General features: G+C 53.9%; 18 protein-coding genes and 1 pseudogene. 10 read left to right on the forward strand and 9 right to left on the reverse strand.

From position 1 onward, the window contains the following. Positions 1-325: 325 nt before the first annotated feature. The 4 genes from DS906_RS06455 to DS906_RS06465 all read right to left on the reverse strand — a co-directional run bounded on the left by DS906_RS06455 (position 326) and on the right by DS906_RS06465 (position 2,530). A complete protein-coding gene (locus DS906_RS06455; RefSeq protein WP_113789401.1) occupies positions 326-736 on the reverse strand; it encodes a hypothetical protein in 411 nt (136 codons plus the stop codon). A gap of 75 nt (positions 737-811) precedes the next feature. Next, the gene (locus DS906_RS22155; protein ID WP_158541291.1) at positions 812-949 is read right to left on the reverse strand and encodes a hypothetical protein; all 138 of its coding nucleotides are present in this window, start codon (positions 947-949) and stop codon (positions 812-814) included. A gap of 190 nt (positions 950-1,139) precedes the next feature. Beyond that, positions 1,140-2,237: an alanine/ornithine racemase family PLP-dependent enzyme gene (locus DS906_RS06460; RefSeq protein ID WP_113789402.1), complete on the reverse strand. Its 1,098-nt coding sequence runs from the start codon at positions 2,235-2,237 to the stop codon at positions 1,140-1,142. Further along, on the reverse strand, positions 2,234-2,530 hold the full coding sequence (locus DS906_RS06465; RefSeq protein WP_233494712.1) for a DUF1611 domain-containing protein: 297 nt from the start codon (positions 2,528-2,530) through the stop codon (positions 2,234-2,236). The genes DS906_RS06460 and DS906_RS06465 overlap by 4 nt, the downstream gene beginning before the upstream one ends. A gap of 88 nt (positions 2,531-2,618) precedes the next feature. On the opposite strand from DS906_RS06465, the gene DS906_RS06470 reads away from it, so the two are divergent. From DS906_RS06470 to groL, 3 genes are all read left to right on the forward strand, one after another. Continuing rightward, positions 2,619-2,825, forward strand: coding sequence for a hypothetical protein (locus DS906_RS06470; protein ID WP_233494713.1), 207 nt, complete (start codon positions 2,619-2,621; stop codon positions 2,823-2,825). Between the two features lie 246 nt (positions 2,826-3,071). Next, complete coding sequence (locus DS906_RS06475; protein WP_233494709.1) at positions 3,072-3,389, forward strand: hypothetical protein; 318 nt, start codon at positions 3,072-3,074, stop codon at positions 3,387-3,389. 260 nt (positions 3,390-3,649) lie between these two features. Continuing rightward, positions 3,650-5,272: a chaperonin GroEL gene (gene groL, locus DS906_RS06480; RefSeq protein ID WP_113789403.1), complete on the forward strand. Its 1,623-nt coding sequence runs from the start codon at positions 3,650-3,652 to the stop codon at positions 5,270-5,272. Between the two features lie 193 nt (positions 5,273-5,465). Here groL and DS906_RS06485 read toward each other — a convergent pair whose 3' ends face one another. Both DS906_RS06485 and DS906_RS06490 read right to left on the reverse strand, forming a co-directional pair. Continuing rightward, a complete protein-coding gene (locus tag DS906_RS06485; protein WP_233494710.1) occupies positions 5,466-6,062 on the reverse strand; it encodes a fatty acid desaturase in 597 nt (198 codons plus the stop codon). 17 nt (positions 6,063-6,079) lie between these two features. Then, a complete protein-coding gene (locus tag DS906_RS06490; RefSeq protein WP_113789404.1) occupies positions 6,080-6,316 on the reverse strand; it encodes a hypothetical protein in 237 nt (78 codons plus the stop codon). Positions 6,317-6,471: 155 nt separating this feature from the next. On the opposite strand from DS906_RS06490, the gene DS906_RS06495 reads away from it, so the two are divergent. Continuing rightward, complete coding sequence (locus DS906_RS06495; protein WP_113789413.1) at positions 6,472-7,203, forward strand: Crp/Fnr family transcriptional regulator; 732 nt, start codon at positions 6,472-6,474, stop codon at positions 7,201-7,203. Positions 7,204-7,258: 55 nt separating this feature from the next. On the opposite strand, the gene DS906_RS06500 is transcribed toward DS906_RS06495, so the two are convergent. Further along, positions 7,259-7,459, reverse strand: a complete 201-nt coding sequence (locus DS906_RS06500) for a hypothetical protein (RefSeq protein ID WP_113789405.1) — start codon at positions 7,457-7,459, stop codon at positions 7,259-7,261. 663 nt (positions 7,460-8,122) lie between these two features. Here DS906_RS06500 and DS906_RS06510 point away from each other — a divergent pair. Next, a pseudogene (locus DS906_RS06510) lies at positions 8,123-8,521 on the forward strand (Tn3 family transposase); the annotation flags it as partial. Positions 8,522-8,688: 167 nt separating this feature from the next. Here the strand turns inward: DS906_RS06510 and DS906_RS06515 are convergent. Then, complete coding sequence (locus DS906_RS06515; RefSeq protein ID WP_113789414.1) at positions 8,689-9,852, reverse strand: ATP-binding protein; 1,164 nt, start codon at positions 9,850-9,852, stop codon at positions 8,689-8,691. On the opposite strand from DS906_RS06515, the gene DS906_RS06520 reads away from it, so the two are divergent. The 4 genes from DS906_RS06520 to DS906_RS06535 all read left to right on the forward strand — a co-directional run bounded on the left by DS906_RS06520 (position 9,750) and on the right by DS906_RS06535 (position 13,793). Beyond that, positions 9,750-10,676 carry an ATPase, T2SS/T4P/T4SS family gene (locus DS906_RS06520; protein ID WP_255415373.1) on the forward strand — a complete coding sequence of 309 codons (927 nt, stop codon included), beginning with the start codon at positions 9,750-9,752 and terminating at the stop codon, positions 10,674-10,676. The genes DS906_RS06515 and DS906_RS06520 overlap by 103 nt on opposite strands. Before the next feature lie 12 nt (positions 10,677-10,688). Continuing rightward, positions 10,689-12,581, forward strand: a complete 1,893-nt coding sequence (locus DS906_RS06525; RefSeq protein ID WP_113789407.1) for a type IV secretory system conjugative DNA transfer family protein — start codon at positions 10,689-10,691, stop codon at positions 12,579-12,581. An 80-nt stretch (positions 12,582-12,661) separates the two neighbouring features. Further along, positions 12,662-12,862, forward strand: a complete 201-nt coding sequence (locus DS906_RS06530; protein WP_113789408.1) for a YqaE/Pmp3 family membrane protein — start codon at positions 12,662-12,664, stop codon at positions 12,860-12,862. Positions 12,863-13,286: 424 nt separating this feature from the next. Then, positions 13,287-13,793 (forward strand): hypothetical protein, encoded by a 507-nt coding sequence (locus DS906_RS06535; protein ID WP_113789409.1) that lies wholly within the window; start codon positions 13,287-13,289, stop codon positions 13,791-13,793. 433 nt (positions 13,794-14,226) lie between these two features. On the opposite strand, the gene DS906_RS06540 is transcribed toward DS906_RS06535, so the two are convergent. Continuing rightward, a complete protein-coding gene (locus DS906_RS06540; RefSeq protein WP_113789416.1) occupies positions 14,227-15,504 on the reverse strand; it encodes an MFS transporter in 1,278 nt (425 codons plus the stop codon). 549 nt (positions 15,505-16,053) lie between these two features. Between DS906_RS06540 and DS906_RS06545 the strand changes: the two genes are divergently transcribed. After that, on the forward strand, positions 16,054-17,049 hold the full coding sequence (locus DS906_RS06545) for a YncE family protein (protein WP_113789410.1): 996 nt from the start codon (positions 16,054-16,056) through the stop codon (positions 17,047-17,049). Positions 17,050-17,151: the final 102 nt, after the last annotated feature.

Below are 17,151 nucleotides of genomic sequence, written 5' to 3' on the forward strand. Positions count from 1 at the left end.
GTTCTGCAACGTAGGCATGCGCGTTCTTGCGGCACGTCATTTAGGGCGCGATCCAAGATCGCTTCTGTATCGTTGTCGGGTTCTTTCATCAGTTTAAAGCCTTGGTTTCCGTTCGGGTCACTCAGTTGCCCCGTCAGAAAGAGTTGAGAAAAAACTCTCCCGTTGCTTGGAGATTGCGCCGGAGACGCCAGGTTCAAACGAACGCGAGAGGCCGCCTGCAATTCGAGGAGCGATTAGCGGTATGGACAGGCATCTATTCATTCTCAGCTATTTGGATTGTGAGGGTGTCTTGGAAATCGCCTCCGCATTTTGAGCGTTTGGCTCCTCAATCCGGTGATCCGCCGGGCGACTCTGAAATATCCGATTTCGAGTAAAGGTGTCGAAGTCGAGTCTCGGACACACCATCTGCTTCCATGATCAGTTGCACCATCGGATCGGCCAGAAGTTGATCAAGTAAAAACTTCGACAACTCTTTTTTGGACAATTTGTCCAATGCACGTGCACTGTCGAGATCAGCCAGAGAAACGGTCAAGGTTCGCGCCAACCCGGGATGGGTTTCACGGGGGTGCAGGTAAACCAAAACCGAGGCTTTCCAGGCTTCTGGATCCAAATAGTCGGGCGGTGCAGAAAGCTCGGTTTCTATTTCGTACTCACCAGCCGGGAGCATTTCGTCAAAGCCCGAGAATGTGAACGGTCGGGAGAAGACTGCGATGGTCTTACTGGTTATCTGGTCCATTTGCGTGCGTCTCCTTAGCTGATACCGCTCGTTCGGAGACATATTCAGGACAAGTCACCCACTCCCGGCAGGGTCTTATGAACTTTGAGGCTTGGGCTTTGGATCTTCGGGGCCGACGTCAGGTTCCTCGGGGGCCAGTTCTTTTTTTGGCTTGTCCGCATGATTGGCCTTCAGCGCGGCATCCGCTCTGGTCGTCAGGTCTTTGAAAGACATGCTTTCGATCCTTTGATTGTCCGCAACACTTTCATGCCCAGGATGAGCGTGAAAACCAATTGCAGCTATAACCAATATAGTGATTGGCGGCTCAATTTACTACGCAATGCCGCAGAATAAGACCTTTACTGAGTCGCGGACCAAATAAGTTGCGACCGGACTGCGTTACGTTCAATTCGGGGATGGTCGATCATTGCTTTGCAGCAATGCACTCCGGCAGAGCTTTCTCCCGACGGACTACCTTTGCAACATCGGGCGCAGCCATACTGCGCGTGAGTGCGCTGTACTTCATATTCAGGGTCATCTCGTCACCAGCGCGAAGTGGTGAATTGGTCGTTTCAACAACGATATGATCGCTGGTTGCTCCAATGAAGGTGACGCCAGCGGGAAATGTAAGACCGACCGCATCGGTGTCCTGGAGCCCAATAGCAAGGATCGACCGAGTGTTCGATGGTCTGTCTATGGTCGCACACACCATTGAAAGCACTGGATCAGTCATTTGCACTGGATTTGGGTTTGCTATGGCTTTCGTTTCGATCACTTCCGCCAAAAGCTTGAAAGCATCTGTATAGAGCCCTTTGATCGGTTGCCCCGTTATGGGATCGGTACCCAGCAGGATGGCCTCACCCAGACGCAGGTTGTTGATCTGTCCGGCCGTTTCTTTGCCAAGCGCCCAAGGTAAGTTGGCAGAGCCGCCGCCTGATACTGTTTCAAGAATGGATCCACATGCGCGCTCAGTGTCGACGGCAAGCGAAGAAAGCATGGTCATTGCTTCCGGAGTAGGTGCCACACAACCCAGACAGGCGAAATTTGCAGCAATCCCCTTCAGAGAGACACCTTCTGTTTTAAGGACTTGACACACAGTACCTTCAAGGTGTTCAGGCAGAATTCCTTCCCGCATATCACCCATTTCCACTACCACGATTATGTTGTGAATAACGTTCTTTCGCCGCGCCTCGATGGCTAGCCCTGCGATGATATCCATCTCTGTGTTGAAGCTGTCATCGCAATTTTCAACGACTTGCTCGACCTGGCTCAACATGGGGGTTCGGATCAAGGTTATGGGGCACAAGATCCCAGTATTGCGCATACGCACGACATTGCTGATCCGTGCGTCCGCCAGTCCAGTCACACCACCTTCGAGCATGGCATTCGCAATCTCAGGATGACCGCATACGGCCTTTGTCACACCTGTAACTGTTATCCCGTGTGGTTTCAGGCGATCAACGAGGCATCGGGTGTTGTGGCGAATTTTGCTCAGATCAACAGTGATGCGCGGCGCAGTCATTTCCTCGTCGCTACGGGTATAGGCTGCAAGCGCGGAAATGCCGAAAGAACCATGTTCACCAGGTTCGATGAAGGCCGATTCAATGCGTCAGTGATTGGGAGATACAATTTGCAGTTATAGCCTGTGATGGCCTTTGTAATTTCAGTTTCGTTCATTCCTTCGTGGTTGATTGTCATGCCAATCACCTCTGTGTCCGCAAAAGCCTCGATCAGGGTTATCTCATCGCAGGGATCGGGCATGGCCATGTTTGGGAAGTCGCATCGACGTTCTCGCTTGGGCGCGTGCTGAAGAATTACCGCGTGTGGCTGACTGACGCCAAAGCGGCATCAGTCTGGCGAGGTGGATTGGTCGGGGCGGGTCTCGAAATGCGGTGATGGTGCGATGCGCGGGCTACTGTTCGAGGCGGCGTCATGCGTCATCCACCAAGTGAAACGTTTCTCGCGGCTGAAAAGCTGGGCCGTGCGACTGGCCGGACGGCGCGGCTTCCGCAAGGCGGCGGTCGCGACGGCCCGCAAAATCGCCGAGCTTATGCTGACCCTCTGGAAAAATGGAACCGACTATCAATGGACAAAGGAGGCCACCGCCTGATCTGAGTTCCCGCGTCTGAAGCGGGGAGCGCAGTCCCGACAGGACGGAGGTTGATCGATCTCGCTGTAGAGTATGGGATGGCCAACCGTTCAGCACCCGAAAGAGCGACGATTGCAGATAGTTTTCGTGTTAGAGGACTGTTTTCACTTGTTTTTATTGGATACTCCGAGTGCGACGAAAATTTCGTGAGAAAATTCGACGCGAAGCTGCTTTCAATCAGTCCAGCATGCAGAATATTCTGCGACGATGGTTGAATTCATCGGGCCCAATTCTGAATCTGATGAATTCACGCAACAGGAACGGCCCATGATGTCTGACCCGACAGAGTTTGAAGGAATGGCGGCACTCTCGACCAGTGAGGCACCGTCGCTCTCCTTGAACAATCAAAAATTGCTTCCGGAACGCCAAGTCGCGAGGGTATTACGCGCTGCTGTGACGGCTCACGAAAACGATCCAAGAACCGAAAACGATCCAAGAACAGAATTGGAAACCAAAAGCCATCAGGCCGTTGCTGACTTGATTAACGCGATCATAGCCACCGAAAACACGGTTCGATGTTTGTGACACCGCGCAGTAGTGGTTTGGCTCCCCGACCTTTGAAGTGGACCCGAAAAAGAAACCGCCACCGCACCCGCCCGAATGAAACTCGCCCGATCAGCACGCCTCCGTCCAGTGCTGTTCTGCTCGGCAAACCTTAAAAAGGAGCGCTTCGAGGCCATTCACTCTACGTCGCCTTTTCGACGAAGACGAAAAGACCATGGACCAGTCGGTTTTTTCCGACGCTGTAGACCATCACCCAATCCTTGTCTCAGGGAGTTCCCGACATGTCCGCTAAAGACGTCAAATTCAGTGCTGATGCGCGCACCCGAATGCTAACAGGGATCAACATGCTGGCGAACACCGTCAGGATCACTCTTGGTCCCAAAGGTCGTAACGTCATTTTGGACAGATCCTACGGTGCCCCGCGTATCACCAAGGACGGCGTTACTGTTGCCAAAGAATTCGAGCTTCCGGATCACTTTGAAAACATGGGAGCCCAGATGGTGAAGGAAGTCGCGTCCCGCACCAACGAAGAGGCTGGCGACGGCACAACCACTGCTACCGTTCTGGCTCAGGCGATCGTCAAGGAAGGGATGAAAGCCGTTGCGGCTGGCATGAACCCGATGGATCTGAAGCGAGGTATTGAGCAAGCCGTCCGGGTCGTCGTCGCAAAGATCAAGGACCTGTCCCGACCGGTTGGTGACAGTGCTGAAATTGCGAAGGTAGGAGCCATCTCCGCCAACGGAGATGTAGCGATTGGCCGTCAGATCGCTCACGCGATGGCTGCGGTCGGCACAGAAGGCGTAATCACAGTTGAAGAGAGCAGGGGATTGGACACCGAAACCGAAGTGGTCGAAGGTATGCACTTCGATCGTGGTTATCTTAGTCCATATTTCATAACGAATGTGGTCAAGATGAGCGTAGAGTTGGAAGACTGCGTTATCCTGTTCCACGAGAGCAAGTTGTCGTCTCTTGCCGACATGGTGCCGTTGCTCGAAGCAGTCATGGAAGCTGAAAAGCAGCTTCTGGTTGTTGCCGAGGACGTGGAGGGCGATGCGCTGGCCATGCTTGTGGTCAACAAGCTTCGTGGCGGATTGAAAGTTGCCGCCGTGAAGGCGCCTGGGTTTGGGGATAGCCGCGGGGAGATGCTGGAGGATCTCGCGATCCTGACGGGCGGCCAAGTGATCTCGACCGATTTGGGGACCAAGCTTGAAACCGTCACGCTGGGCATGCTCGGTGCCGCAAAGAAAGTCGTCATCTCCAAGGACGATACGACCGTCATTGATGGCGCGGGCGACAAATCAGCAATCACAGCACGGGTCGCCCAGATTCGCTCCCAAATCGAAGATACGACGTCCGACTACGAACGGGAAAAGCTGCAGAGTCGTCTTGCGAAACTGACCGGCGGAGTCGCCATCATCCGGATCGGAGGGGCCACGGAGATTGAGGTAACGGAACGCAAAGACCGGGTTGACGACGCGTTGAACGCCACTCGCGCGGCGGTTCAGGAAGGTGTTGTTCCAGGCGGTGGTGTTGCGCTGCTCCATTCAGACAAAGCGCTTGCGACCCTTAAGGGTGCCAACTCCGACCAGGATGCCGGCATCAGGATCGTCCGGCGATCGATCCAGGCGCCGCTGCGCCAGATTGTCGAGAATGCCGGCGTGGACGGATCGGTCGTCGCGGCAAAGATCATCGAAAGCGAAAATCCATCCTTCGGGTTCGACGCTCAAACGGAAACTTATGTTGACATGCTGACAGCGGGGATCATTGACCCCACCAAAGTTGTTCGGGTTGCTCTGGAAGATGCGGCGTCGATTGCAAGCCTGCTGATCACAACCGAGGCGATGGTCGCACAAAAACCCTACAGGTCCGGAACTGCATCAGATTTGGAACCCTTGAGGGCGTGACGCAGGTCTTTTGACCCAACTAGGGGACTACCACAATGCAATCGGTCGGTCTGTGACATGCAAACGTATTGAGAGAAACCAACCTGAAAGGATTTCAGATGTCAAAAGGTGACAAGAGGCGCGGCAACCGCGAAGTTAAAAAGCCAAAGAAAGCAAAGGAAAAAATTGTGGCGACGGCCGATTTCTCAAAGGGTCAGAGGCCGGTCAAGATCGGGAATAAGAAAAAGTAATTTTCATAATCGCAAGACGAAGATTGCAACCAAGGCGGAGCGTGCAGGATTCGCGTCGTCAGGAAAGGATGGAGACATGGGCAATAGCGGCAACTCCGGCCCATGGTGTCCGAAGGCCATTGGAGCGCCGCTCTGGCATGCTTCGCAATTTGGATTCCGAAGTTTCTGATCCATTCCCGGATTGTTTCATAACTCACTATAACGACGCGTTCGGTTTCGTCCCAGAGCGCGAGGCTTGGGAAGCGCAAGCTATCGCGGAGAGTGATGCGCCGGGTGTTGGCAAAGACGTCATGACCTCGAAGGACCTCGGGAAGACGATAGAACGGGATACGGCTGGCCAGATGATGAACATGGTGAACTCCGGTATTCCTGGTGATCCAGCGCAGCATTCCGGGCAGTGCAAAGTGTGAACTGACTTCAAGCGCCGCATCCTGAATGCTCCAATCATGTTCCCGCTGCCAACTGGTTTTTTCGAACTGGTGCTGCACGTAAAAGAACCACATGCCAGCAATTGCTGTGAGGAGCATCGTCGGTAGAAACACGAACAACAGGACGTCCAAGTGCCCGGCCGAGTGATCTAAGATCGGCGCGAGAAGTTACCGCTGACAATAATCTCGTTGATCAATTTGGCGACTGCCAAATGGGTTTCTTGCTCTAATTCCGAACCTTTGGCACACTCGTGGGTCACAGCAGCATCGCGCAAAACCCCGACGATCTCACGTTCCTGAAGAAGATTGAGATCGTTTAAGGCAAGTAGAAGAGCCTCGCAGATCGAGAGTGCAGCCATGCCTGCGGGATCATGGTGGTCTGACATTGGGGTCATTCCTTTTAAGGTCATTGGATTCGCGACCAGGCGAGGTGGTGATGGGTTTTCTATTGTCACATGAGTTTTGGTATTTTGGACTGATCGAAAGTAGCCTCAATACGAAATTCTTCGTAGAGTCTTTGCAGGCTCGGGGAAACCAAACGATGAACACCAACACCAGCCCGCTAACACAGAAACTCTCGGCATTTGTTGCCTTGGCAGAGGCGGAACTGGCCGTTTTAGAACAATTGCATCAGCGGAGGAGAACCTTTGAGGCTGGCCGAGATCTTGTTCATCAGGGACAATCGGAACAGGCTGCCTATATCCTCGCCGCTGGCTGGGTTGTTTCATATAAGATTCAGCCTGACGGATCACGCCAAATCGTCGATTTCCAGATTCCAGGGGATTTTCTTGGGCTGCGCAGCGTTTTGTTGCACACGTCAGACCACGGCATTGAGCCGATTGTTGATATCGAAGCCGCCGAGGTTCTGGTGAGCGATCTTTTGCAAGCCTTCGCAGAGACACCTCGGCTGGCTACTGCAATTTTATGGGCCGTGTCACGCGACGAAGCGATGGTTGTCGAACATCTTGTAGGACTTGGGCGGCGTGATGCGGATGCGCGCATGGCACATTTCCTACTGGAACTTGGAGTCAGGCTGTCGCTTGTGGGGATGGGCAGCAAGAAAGGCTATGCCTGCCCGCTCACACAGTACCATCTTGCCGATGCACTGGGATTGAGCGCCATTCACGTCAACCGCGTCCTGCGCAAACTCAGGGAGGACGAGCTGGTTACATTTCGGGATGGGTTTGTGACGTTCAATAACTATGAGGGTCTGGTTAAACTGGCGGATTTCGATCCAGCGTATCTGGATCAGAAGCGGCCGCTTCTGGCCTGATTGGGCCCCACAATCTGGTTTTGGACGATCCTGTTTACATCTTCAACGCGTGACGTTACATCAGCGCCCGACTGGCTTCCTTGAGTTCCTTGTGAGCCTCTTCGTCATTTTCGGCTTCATGGGCACTTTCAGCGGCCTGATAGTGTTTCAAAGCCGTGGCCTTTTTGGGGCCTTCAGGCGCTTTGTCCCAGGCGGCCTTGACAGAGGCCATGTGCTTGACGGTGTGGTTTTCCTGACTCTGGTCTTCATCATTCATTGGAATGTCCTTTCCTGGACGGTCCGAGAATAAGAAGCACGAGACTCATACAGTCCTTTTGGGGAGCTCCATGTTCCCCGCGCCCCTCAGATACTCAAAAAAATGCCAACCAAATACACAGCGGACACATGTCACCTAACGGGTTTCAGAGCGCCTTGTTACTGACGCAGGTTAGCCCGCTTGAGCCAGATAAATGATCCGCGCAAGCATCAGAGCGCCCATGAGTGCAATCAGCATCCAATAAATCGGGATCCGGGGGCCGTTGTACTTTATAGTCTCTGGCAGTTTCGAGACGCGGTGCGACACACGCTTAGGTAACAAGGCTACCAACTTTGTCGCCACACTGCCACTCGCATGATCAAGCGTGGGTACATCTCTGACTGTTGAAAGATGTGCTTTCAGCCGGGCATGCGCTGCATCTCGGCCCAGAAGTGTAAGCTCACGAGCCTCGGTCCAAGGCTCGAGCCCGAGACGCGCAAGGGCTGACAAAACCGTGACTGTTGCACCGGTTTTGTCTTCACCCACTTCTGCAAGCAGGAAAGGGTCGTAGTCGGAGCCATCCGGGCGAAGAACATCTGATGCAGGCATGATTTTTCCTTTCGGGCTGGGGGAGCGGCGCTCGACAAAAATCGTTGGGACAAAGATACCGACCAACGCGTTGGATATCCCCGTCAACACGAACTGGCTGTCGCCTTGCGGGAGATCGGGCGGATTGAACGCACCCTGTTCATTATCGACTGGCTGCTTGACGCCGACATGCAGCGCCGCGCACAAGTCGGCCTGAACAAGGGTGAGGCACATCATGCGCTGAAAAACGCCCTCCGTATCGGTCGCCAGGGCGAAATCCGAGACCGAACTTCTGAAGGGCAGCACTATCGTATGGCCGGGCTTAACCTGCTGGCCGCGACCATCATTTATTGGAACACCAAACATCTTGGCCACGCCGCCACCACGCGAATGCGAGCTGGTCTCGACTGTTCACCTCAACTCTTGGCGCATATCTCGCCACTCGGATGGGCGCATATCCTGCTCACAGGCGAATACAGGTGGAAAAATCGATGACGCCCAGCCTTAGGGTGTCATTCTGCCCCCAGCCGGAGCAGACCCCTTGCAGAGAACGGCTGGTTTCCGCCCTTCGTGATGATTTTCAGTTGCCGAAATACTCTGTCAGAGGTGGTATACCACGTTCATTTTCAGACACGCTATCGTAGGCCCTGCCCCTCTCACGTCTATGCAGACGCCAGCCGCTCCATAGCGCTTATGAGAGGCATTGCCCTGAACCCTCCCTGCCCCGGAACCTCCCTGTCGTCTGCATAGACAAGGATACGTTCTGAGACGTCCAGTTCTTCTGTCGCGATGTGAAACCCACGCGTTACTTTCGCTGAAGTCGTCCGCTTGATCTCTATGGCCCAAAGGGCGCCGCGGGGAAATTTCAACATCAGATCCACCTCAGCCCCTGCTGAAGAGCGATAGAAGCTTGCTTCTGTTCCGCGTGGTGCCGCAGCAATCAGGTTTTCAATACAGAATCCTTCCCAACTGCCCCCGACTACTGGATGCCCCAGCAGGTCTTCCTGTGTTTCGATCCCAAGAAGCGCATGGGCTAGACCGGAATCGCGGATATAAACTTTGGGAGACTTAACCAGCCGTTTTCCGGCATTGGAATGCCAGGGCGGTAGGCGACGCACCAGCATCAGGTCAACCAGCAAGTCAAGGTAACGCGCGACGCTCTGGCCGGAGACACCCAGGTTGCCAGCGAGTTTTGCCGCGTTGATTAACCCGCCTTGCTCATGGGCGAGCATTGTCCAGAACCGGCGCAATGTCTCCGCTGGAATGCGCAATCCGAAAGCTGGAACATCGCGTTCCAGATAGGTGCGGATGAAATCCTCGCGCCACGCCAGGCTGGTTCGGTCGTTCTTCGCCAGGAAGCTGTCTGGAAACCCACCCCGCAGCCAGAGCGCGGAGATCGCGTCTGCTCCGGTTTCCGACAAGGTGAAAGGCGTCAGCTCGTGGTAACTTACCCGTCCCGCCAGGGATTCTGCGCTTTGGTGCAAAAGCGTGTTCGAGGCCGACCCCAGCAGCAGGAATTGCCCAGTCCGATGCCCTTGCCTTCGGCGTCGGTCAATTTGACCACGTAAGGCCTTGAACAGGTCCGGAATAAGTTGAACCTCATCAATCACCACCAAGCGGCCAACCTGTTCATCGAGATAAAGGTCGGGCTCTTCGAGTACCTGGCGATCGGCAGATCTCTCCATATCGAGATAGACAGCATCACGGCTTTCAGCGATATCCTGTGCGAGCGTTGTCTTACCAACTTGTCGCGGCCCAAGCAGGACTACGCCCGCCTGGTTCTCCAGAGAATCTTCAACTGATTTTTTGTCACCGCGCTCGATCATACCCTGCATTTATTCCATTCAACGGAAGATTTACAAGGATAAACTTCGAGAGTGGCTTCCTTTTCAGCATTCAAATCGGTGTAATCATCCATCGTCTGCCTCCCTTGCGCCAACTAGTAATCCAACAGTGTGTTGCGATCCGCCTGCTCCGCGTGAAAAGCGTTGACCTGGGCGCTTTCAGCTTCGCCAGCAAAAAGGCCGCATTGGCAGAATCCAACGACCACAGCGCACTTGAGAATGCTCGGGCGGCGCTTGCAGCGGGCACGATGGGCTTTGACGAGCTGGCCGACCTCTCGATGCAAAGCAAATGGAATGTGATTATTGCGGGCGGTACATCGTCGGGCAAAACCACCGTCTTGAATGCGATGTTGAAACGCGTCGATCCAGGCGAACGGATCGTGACGATTGAGGAAGTGGCCGAGCTGGACATCGAGCAACCAAATTTCGTGGGCTTGCTTGCTGATCGTTCCGAAGAAAATGGGCCTCGATCCCCAACAAAGCTGCTTGAATCGGCGTTGCGCCTCCGGCCTGACCGGCTGGTTTGCGGTGAAATCAGGGGCGACGACGCGAATATGTTCCTGGAACTGGTGAACACCGGCCATGACGGATCTGTCTGCACCATGCACGCCAACTCGCCCGTCGATGCCATCGGGCGGATGAGCAAAATGGTGCGGCGCGGATCTCCGACCGTTCAAAAGTCAGAGGTGGTCGATGACATCAGAGCCACCATTCACATGATCGTTCACATGAAAAAAATCGGAGACGAACGGAAGGTCAACGGTGTGATCTTCCCACCTCTGATGACTGCTGATCAACTGAATTGAAGGACTTACGTTATGGCTGAGTTTCAGGATCTACCAAAAGGCAAGAAGGTAGCAATAGCCGGCACAATGGGCTTTATCGCTACTTCAGCCTGTGCGGTGTTGGTGGTCGGCCTGGTCATCGAATACCTCAACACACAAGGTTTCCGGGGGCTGGACATTTGGGCAATCCCAGAAAAGTTCATGTCACGGCCTGCAGAAGAACAACAGGTCATCGGGCTTGTGGCTGTTGTGGCCGTCTGCGTTCTGACATTTGCGTTTGTGGCCGCTGCTCTGCGCGGCCCCTCGACCAAATACGGGGATGCCGTATTTGCAAAAGCGCCTCAGCTCGTAACAGAAGGATACGCGGCACCGCTGAAGCTGAAATCCAAGCTGGACAGTGAAATTGTTTTTGCCAAGTTCGACCCAACAAAAGAGAAAAACGCGATTTTCTATAAGCCCGGTCCAACTGTTCAAAAACCACATGCGATGTTCATTGCGCCGTCTGGATCGGGTAAAACGAGCGGCTTTGTGATCCCCAATATTCTGCGGTTCAACGGCTCCTGCGTTGTTCTGGACATCAAAGGCGAGATCTTCCAAGCGACCGGTGCACGGCGGGCGGCAATGGGCGATGAGGTCTTTGTGTTCGACCCTGAGAACCCCGAAAAAAGCCACAGCTATAACCCGCTGCGCCGCGCAGCTCGGGCAGACAATCTGGATCGACGCTGGGAAGAAGTGATTCAGGTCGCAACCCAGATGTTCGACACACCCAGCCAGTCCGCTCAGGGCTTTATGGGCGGCGTCGAGGGTATGTTCTGCGCAATGGCGATGTTGGCGATCAAAAGAAAGCGGCCATACGTTTCCGAGATCCTGCGCTTGGTCAAAACGACCAAGCAAAAGGATTATGAAGAGATGGCCGAAGAAGTGGGCTACGCCCGGGCAGCAGATGAGTTCCTGAATCTTGCAGCCGAAGAATCCAAAATCCTGCGGTCAACGATTTCGGTTATGTTGAACTCCGGCCTTCAGCTCTGGCGCAACCCGTCGGTGGCAAGAGCTACGCAGGGCAATGACATCAACTTTGAAGATCTGCGTCGACGCCCCACCTCGATCTATTTTTCTGTGCCAGGAAAAAAGGTCAAAGAGTTCCGGACGCTCATTCGCCTGTTTTTCCTCGATCTGGTGAACACTATCGAAACCGTTGAGCCGGGCGAAGATGAGCCGTTCAAAGTGCTGATGTTGCTCGATGAGTTTCAGCGCCTCGGCCACCTGGAGCGTGTTGTTGAGGCCTATGACACCATGCGATCCTTCGGCGGTCGGCTGGTGGTGATTTCGCAAACACTGTCGCGCCTGCAGGACATTTATGGGCATGAAGGTGTGCGGGCGATGCTGGCAAACGCCGGGACGCAGATGTTTGCGGCATCTGAGGATTCAGAGGTACGCGAACACGTGTCCAGATCCATCGGTGACAAAACAGTAATGAGCAAATCGAAGTCGCGGGCGCTCGGCAAAATGGAAATGGGCAGCATATCGGAACGCGAGGAAGGCATTCGCCTGCTCCGGCCCGAACACGTTGGCCGATTGCCTGAAAATGAGGTTGTTCTGATCCGCGAAGGCAAGATGCCGGTGATTGCAAACAAGATCCGATACTTCGAAGATCCGTATTTCATGCAGTTCTTGGGTGGCGATAGTCCGAAGATCAGAGGCACACACCTCGATCTGGCTGCAGAGCAAGCCAGGGACACGGCAAAGGCGCTGGCTGACGCGAAACCGGCCCCTGCCCCGGTGAAAGAGGTTTCGGAAAAAGATCAGGAACTTCAGGCGGCATTTGATGCGCAGCGCACGGTCGCAAAGCGCAAAAGCCGGTCAGCGAAAGATATGGCGATGGAGAAAATGAGAGCCAAACGGCCAGAAAGCAGTGCCTCCGCTTGACGGGGGTGCTGTTTCAGTAAATCTGCGTTTAACCATGATCGTGAGAACATAACGGTCTAACTATCAGAAGGTCATTTAAGATGAGATTGATACTCGCGATTTTGCTTCCGTTTGTGGTGTTCTTTACGATCAGACGCCCTTTTCAGGGCTTTTTCTGCCTACTCCTGCAATTGACGCTCATTGGTTGGATTCCGGCTGCTATTTGGGCCGTGTACTCGCTGAGCCAGTACAATACAGACAAGAAGATCAAGGCGGCGGCGAATAGGTTGGGCGACTCGTGATCTGAAGTGCCGAAAAGCCGGATTGGTTTGAAGAAATAGAAAACCGCAAAATCAGCCCTGCCGTCGGCTTATCCAAATAGGGCCATCCCGAGGTGTAGGGCTACTCCGGTAGGGGGTCGTTCGTGCAAGCAGCCGTTCGCGGATCACGCGGCGAAGGTGCCGAGAGAGCCCCAAACTGTCGAATGCTGCGGCATACCTGAATGGCTGGTTCGAGATGTCGTCGCAGTCTTGGGCCGAATGGTTCCGGCGACCTCTTTTGGAAAGATCACCTCTGCAGTCATCTCGCTTCGATCATCTACTGAAGCCGACCGAGAAAACCCGATGTCCGGTTTCCAAGTGTTGAGTCTTTTCTGTTGCACGAATCGTACAGATTTGGCTCGACTGAATGCGGAGACGTCCATCGTCTGCATCTAAGGAGTTGGTTATGAAAAACTATCGATCGAAAGCAATGCTGGTGACGGCAATTTCGCTTGCCCTATGCGCCCCAGCCGCCGCAGAAATAGAGTGCGGCGACTTTACGATCTACTACAGGCAGCACGATGTTTATGTAGAGGACAGAGGTGAGGAAGGGGAGGGCCCAGCGGATGTACGTCACGGATCGGCCCAGCTACATGACGCAGATGATCAGCCGATCGGTTCTTTCTTTTGGAAAGCGACTGTCATGCCGCGCCATGCAGATGGTCTGGAAGATCAACCACATCCGCTGCTTGCCACCGGGCATACCGTGCTTTCGAATGGGACGATCAATTGGTCGGGGGTCGCAGACAGGAGCAACATTCAAGGGAAAAACCTGCCAACGAGGAGTTTCCAATACGGCGTCACCGGCGGGACCGGCGTTTTTTCTGGTGCTGGCGGCGTGATGGAGGCGGTGACCGTCGAAGGTGAAGACAGGCGGACGTTGAATTTTACGCTAATGTGTCCGGCAGGATAGCCAATCTGATGCACTGCCTGATTGGGGCGACGACAACTTGATCGCGCATAGGGTGAACTCGGGGCTTGTCTACAAGTATCGGAACATCGTGTTTGCCCTGTTCTGATGCAACAACGATCCAGGAACGAAGGCGGCAGAGGGGTTGGGTTTACTAAGACCATCTGTTCGCCAATATTGTTGAACTGAAGCGGCGGTATGGGCGATCAGCCAAAACAGGCAATCACAACGGATCAATCGGAGGTAGTTTTGTCCGGAGGCTGCGTGAAAACTCTGATCGTCTGGCGAAATACGCTGAAATGCCCTCTATGTGCACTCTCTCACGTTACTGAGAGACTTTTTGCACAGGTGCTGAAAACGAGCACGGCGAGAGAGGACATGGGCCTGAGTTTTCACACAGCCTCTTCGCAGAACAGACATCTAGGTGTTCAGGACCTTACCTCTCCGGCAGCTTCGTTTGTGCAGCAACGATGAGCTTGGGAAGTCTCCAAATTACCGGGATAGACAGCAGTGCTGCAGCAATCATGTAGTAGGCTGGGGCGAAATCATCTCCGGTGCGGTTTACTAGGTAGGTTGCGATCAGCGCGGTGGTTCCACCAAAAATCGCCATGCAGATGTTGTAACCAAGCGCGACGGTGCTGACCCGCAGGCCAGACGGTGCCATCGACGTCAGTGCAGTGACCGATAACGCCCAGGCAACGCCATTGATAAGCGCAAGTCCCAATTGCCCGAGATAGATCAACACCAGTGCGTTCTGATGCATCAGCCCCCATAGAGGCACCGCAAAAACGACCGATGCAATAGCTGCCGCCAGAAATACTGGCCTGAGTCCAAACCGGTCTGCGAGCCACCCGAAAAGCGGTGCCGCCAATGCCATGACCAGAAGGTTTAATGTTGTTATGTCGAGCGCTTTGGCGCTGGTGATATGCATCTGTGCTGTCAGATACGAGGCTGCGTAAACGAAGATCATGAAATAGATTACAGCAGTTGGAATAAGCAGGATCACCATCTGCATAACCAAATGCCAATGTTGACTCAGTGCAACAATCACAGGCGACGAGTCAGATTTGGAAACCTCTGACATCGCGGTGGATTCACTCAGATTGCGGCGAAGGATTACGCTGAAGAGGGCAACAACAGCACCAAGCAGGAATGGCACCCTCCAACCCCACACCGCCATCTGGTCATCGCTCAAGATCGAAGACAACGCGGCCGGTACTGCCGATCCCAGAACGCAACCCATCAACATTGCAAAAGGTACGAAGCTGCCGATAAAGCCGCGGCGCTCCAGCGGTGTTTGCTCAATGATCAAAACGCCCGACGCGGTGTATTCCCCCGCCACAGAGATGCCCTGCATAATGCGGATTGCAACCAACAATACTGCTGCCGAGATACCAATCTGTTCGTAGGTTGGCAGGCAAGCGATCGCCAAAGATCCCCCACCCATAAGTAAAACAGACAGGATCAGTGCGGGTTTTCGCCCGAGCCGGTCGCCAATGTGTCCAAATACAAAGCTGCCGATCGCTCTTGCCGCATAGCCAATCGCCAGAACGGCAAAGGCAGAGATGGTGGCAGCGAAAGGGTCATCCGATGGAAAGAAAACCCGACCGATTATGGGTGCAAGAAACCCGTAGACGGTAAAATCATACCATTCTAGCGTATTTCCACTTGTCGCGGCCACGACGGATCGCGGTGAAAGCTTAACTGTCTGCACGCGACAACGTCCCCATGAGTTGAGTTCGATGCTGGCGTCGGATGCGCCACTTCGCAAGATCAATTCTTCAGCGCTGCGGGATTCGTCGGCTTAACCGGTAAGGAATGCCAAATTCTCGGCATTTTTGCAGTGCTGCGAACCACCTGTGTGTCAGTGCAAGGTAAGCCGTTCTATCTGAGGCAAAACTAACAATTATCGGTTTTGAGGATGCTGACTCGCGGCGATGAGCCTCTTGACGGATAACCTCTATGGGCCGGTTCCTGTTGACCTGCCAGCCAAGGGTGGGGTTACGCTTCACTCCCGAGACCTTTCGCCTCGAATTCTGATAAACTAGCCTAGATAACCGTTTTTCGATGCAAAACTGCCAATTCACCTAGTGACAGAATATTCTTAAACCACCATTGCCCTTTACCGATGGCCGGACGATGAATTTGTGTTCAGAATACCGGCAGAAGATTGCAATTCTCCTCAGATTTCCCAACTGAATAGAAAGCGAACTGCCATAGGTAAGGCGGCGGCCCGTGCATCGCAAAACCAAAAGGACAAATTATGAAAACCTTTAGTCTAGCAGCACTTTTGATATCGATACTACCAGCGGCAGCCTATGCCGACACCCTTGTTGTCGCGAACAAATATGAAGGCACAGTCAGTTTCATTGACCTCGACAGCGGTCAAGAAATAGCGCGTCAGGCGACTGGGCCATCCCCACACGAAGTCGCTCTCTCGCCCGATCAATCCCTTGCGGTGGTCGTTTCATACCTTGAGGACGGATACATTGGTCGCGAACTGAACGTGTTCGATATCGCGTCGACTGAATTGGTCAGGGCAATCGACATTGAGCCGCATCTTGCACCGCATGGGATCGCTTGGATCGGCGATACCAATAGCGTGATCGTAACAACTGAAGAAACCCGCGATGTCATTAAGGTGGATGTTGAGAGCGGCGAGGTCACAGGGGTCGCGAAAACCGACCAGATTGGCTCGCATTTGCTTGCCCTCTCACCCGATGCCTCGCGTGCATATGTCACAAGTCGCGGTTCGGATACGATCAGTGTCATCGACACAGAGGCAATGACAACGCTTCAGACGATTAAGGCGGACAAGGGCCCGGAAGCGGTGTTTGTTAGCCCGGACGGGAAGGAAGTCTGGGTCGGCAACAACCAGTCCAAAACAATCGTCATCTTTGATGCTGAAACTATGGAGCGGATCGAAACGATCGATACAGGCTTCGTGCCGATCCGGGTGCGCTTCAATCCAGCAGGGGATAGTGTAGCCATAGCCGATCTCCACGGGAACCGCGTCTTGATTCTGGATGCCGCTGAACGCAGTGAGCGCGCCAATGTTGATCTCAACAAGTTCGACATTGAAAGGCCGCCGTCCCTATTATTCTCGCCAGACGGCACGCATCTCTATGTCGGATCGGAATTGTCTTCCAAAGTTGTTGAGATTGATACCAGTAACTGGGACGTGACAAGGCTGCTCGAAGCTGGGGCCGGAGCTGATGGGATGAAAATCAGCTCAGTCACAGCCAGGTCCGAAGAGTAATGCAAGCTCGTATGACGGCGAGCAAAGACGGCTTCTCATCCATAATTGGGGCAATGCAACATCGTCGGTCGGCTCCATTGAGCCTGTCTGACGTCAGCACCA

Source organism: Ruegeria sp. A3M17 (genome assembly GCF_003318255.1).
Taxonomy (GTDB): Bacteria; Pseudomonadota; Alphaproteobacteria; order Rhodobacterales; family Rhodobacteraceae; genus Ruegeria.